Below are 2,420 nucleotides of genomic sequence, written 5' to 3' on the forward strand. Positions count from 1 at the left end.
ACACGCGGGACGAGGCTCTCGATGCTGAAGCAGCCGCGATTTTCGGCGAGCAGCCCAAGTACAACGTGATGCACCGCAAGCAGCCCGAACGGCTGGGAAGACACCGGGTGGCCGCTCGAGCCGAAGACAGCGTGCGAGGCAAGCCCTACTATGACTCGGCGTACTTGGATTACCTGGACTCTCCGGAGCATCTTGCGTTCCTCGAAGAACTCCGCGAGGCCGCACGCCGACACGAAGCCCGCCGGGCCCTCGGCCTGCTGACCAAGAATGAGCAAGAGGACGACGAATTTATGCGTTCCCTGGGCACTTCGGAATACGCCTAGGGTAATCCCCTCTCGGGAGATGAGGCAGTTCCCGCAAGCCCCCGGGTAGGCGGTGGCGTACGCCGCCAGGCTCCGGGAGCCTCTGCAGGGAGCCTGACACCCTGAACTATCCCGGACCGATATGGACGGAAACGCGTTCGGATAAGGGCGCTGACCACACCATTCCGGACCAGCCTGGACCGGCCCGCACGTCCGTTCTAGCCCATGTGGGGATAACGGTAGTCCGTTGGCGGCGTGAACGTCTCCTTGATGGTGCGGGCGGAGACCCAGCGGATGAGGTTGAACACCGAGCCCGCCTTGTCGTCGGTGCCGCTGGCCCTGGCGCCGCCGAACGGCTGCTGCCCGACGACCGCGCCGGTCGGCTTGTCGTTGATGTAGAAGTTGCCCGCCGAGTACCGCAACCGGTCCGTGGCCTCGGCGATCGCCTTGCGGTCGGTGGCCAGGATGGCGCCGGTCAGCGCGTACGGTGCGACGTCGGCGGCCTGGCTGAGCATCGCCTGGTACTGCGCGTCCTCGTACACGTGCACCGCGAGGATCGGCCCGAAGTACTCGGTCGTGAACACCTCGTCGGCCGGGTCGTCGCACTCCAGGATCGTCGGGCGGACGAAGTACCCCGCCGAGTCGTCGATCTCGCCGCCGGTCAGGAACCGCACCGCCGGGCGGGACCTGGCCCGGTCGAACGCGCCCCGGTGCTTGTCCACCGCACGGGAGTCGATCACCGCGCCGCCGAACAGCGACAGGTCCTCAGACACGTCGCCGAACGACAGCGACCCGGCGGTGGTGACCAGCTCGTCGCGCACCTGCTCCCACAGCGAGCGCGGCAGGTAGGCGCGGGAGGCGGCCGAGCACTTCTGGCCCTGGTACTCGAAGGCGCCGCGGACCAGGGTGGTGACGATCGAGGCTCGCTCGGCCGACGGATGGACGATCACGAAGTCCTTGCCGCCGGTCTCCCCGACCAGCCGCGGGTAGTCGCGGAACGCGCCGATGTTCCCCGCGACCGTGCGCCACAGGTGCTGGAACGTGCCGGTCGAGCCGGTGAAGTGGATCCCAGCCAGGTCCGGGTGGGAGAGCGCCACCCGGGACACCGCCTGGCCGTCCCCGGTCACCATGTTGATCACGCCCGGCGGCAGCCCGGCAGCCTCGAGCAGCCGCATGGTGTAGTGCGCCGCGAGCTGCTGGGTGGGCGACGGCTTCCACACCACGACGTTCCCGAGCAGCGCGGGCGCGGTCGGCAGGTTCCCAGCGATCGACGTGAAGTTGAACGGGGTGATCGCGAGCACGAAGCCCTCGAGCGGCCGGTACTCCAGCTGGTTCCACGTGCCCGCGGCCGATTCCGGCTGCTCAGACAGCAGCTGGCGCGCGAACGCCACGTTGTACCGCCAGAAGTCGATCATCTCGCACGCCGCGTCGATCTCCGCCTGGAGCACCGACTTGGACTGGCCGAGGACCGTCGCGGCGTTCAGCGTGGCGCGCCACGGGCCCGCCAGCAGGTCCGCCGCGCGCAGGAAGACCGCGGCACGGTCGGCGAACGACAGCGCCCGCCAGTCGCGGGCCGCGGCACCCGCGGCGGCGATCGCCGCGACCACGTCCTCGTCCGTCGCATTGCCGAACTCACCGAGGACGCGGCGGAAGTTGTGCGGCTGTACGACGGGCACGCGCTCGCCGGACCCCATGACCGGCCGGCCGCCGATCGTCATGGTCAGCTCGGCCTGCTGTCCGGCGAGCTCCTTGATCTTGGACTCGAGCGAGGCGCGGTCCGCGCTGCCCGGCTGATACTGGCGCACCGGCTCGTTGTACGGCGGTGGCACTCTGGTCACGGCATCCATGGGACTGACGTTACCTCCGCCGTGAGAGTCAGTTAACTCAGGGAGTCGGTCCCGCCGGGGGGTATGGGGGGCCCAGGGGGAATGGGGGCGGGGAGCTCTCATGCGGAGACTAAGTCCCCCATGCCAGGAAGCAGTTCGGGAAAATCGTGAAGTTCCTGCACCGCGTACCAAGCCAGCTCGTGCCCGTCGGCGGAGTCCACGGTGAACGCCGCGTCCTCGTCCCCCGCGTCGGCGGCGCCGATCGCGGCCGCGGCGGCGGCCACGTCCGGCC

Annotated in this window: 3 protein-coding genes; 1 reads left to right on the forward strand and 2 read right to left on the reverse strand. The window is 69.3% G+C overall.

Annotation, left to right across the window (positions count from 1 at the left end; translation table 11 throughout):
* On the forward strand, positions 1-323 hold a 323-nt coding region (locus WA805_RS02750), incomplete at its 5' end, for a hypothetical protein (protein ID WP_425241574.1).
* 197 nt (positions 324-520) lie between these two features.
* Here the strand turns inward: WA805_RS02750 and pruA are convergent.
* Both pruA and WA805_RS02760 read right to left on the reverse strand, forming a co-directional pair.
* Positions 521-2,149 (reverse strand): L-glutamate gamma-semialdehyde dehydrogenase, encoded by a 1,629-nt coding sequence (gene pruA, locus WA805_RS02755; protein WP_424564837.1) that lies wholly within the window; start codon positions 2,147-2,149, stop codon positions 521-523.
* 98 nt (positions 2,150-2,247) lie between these two features.
* A complete protein-coding gene (locus tag WA805_RS02760) occupies positions 2,248-2,412 on the reverse strand; it encodes a DUF6912 family protein (RefSeq protein ID WP_425241575.1) in 165 nt (54 codons plus the stop codon).
* Positions 2,413-2,420: the final 8 nt, after the last annotated feature.

It is taken from the genome of Trebonia sp., from assembly GCF_049794275.1.
Classification (GTDB): domain Bacteria; phylum Actinomycetota; class Actinomycetes; order Streptosporangiales; family Streptosporangiaceae; genus Trebonia.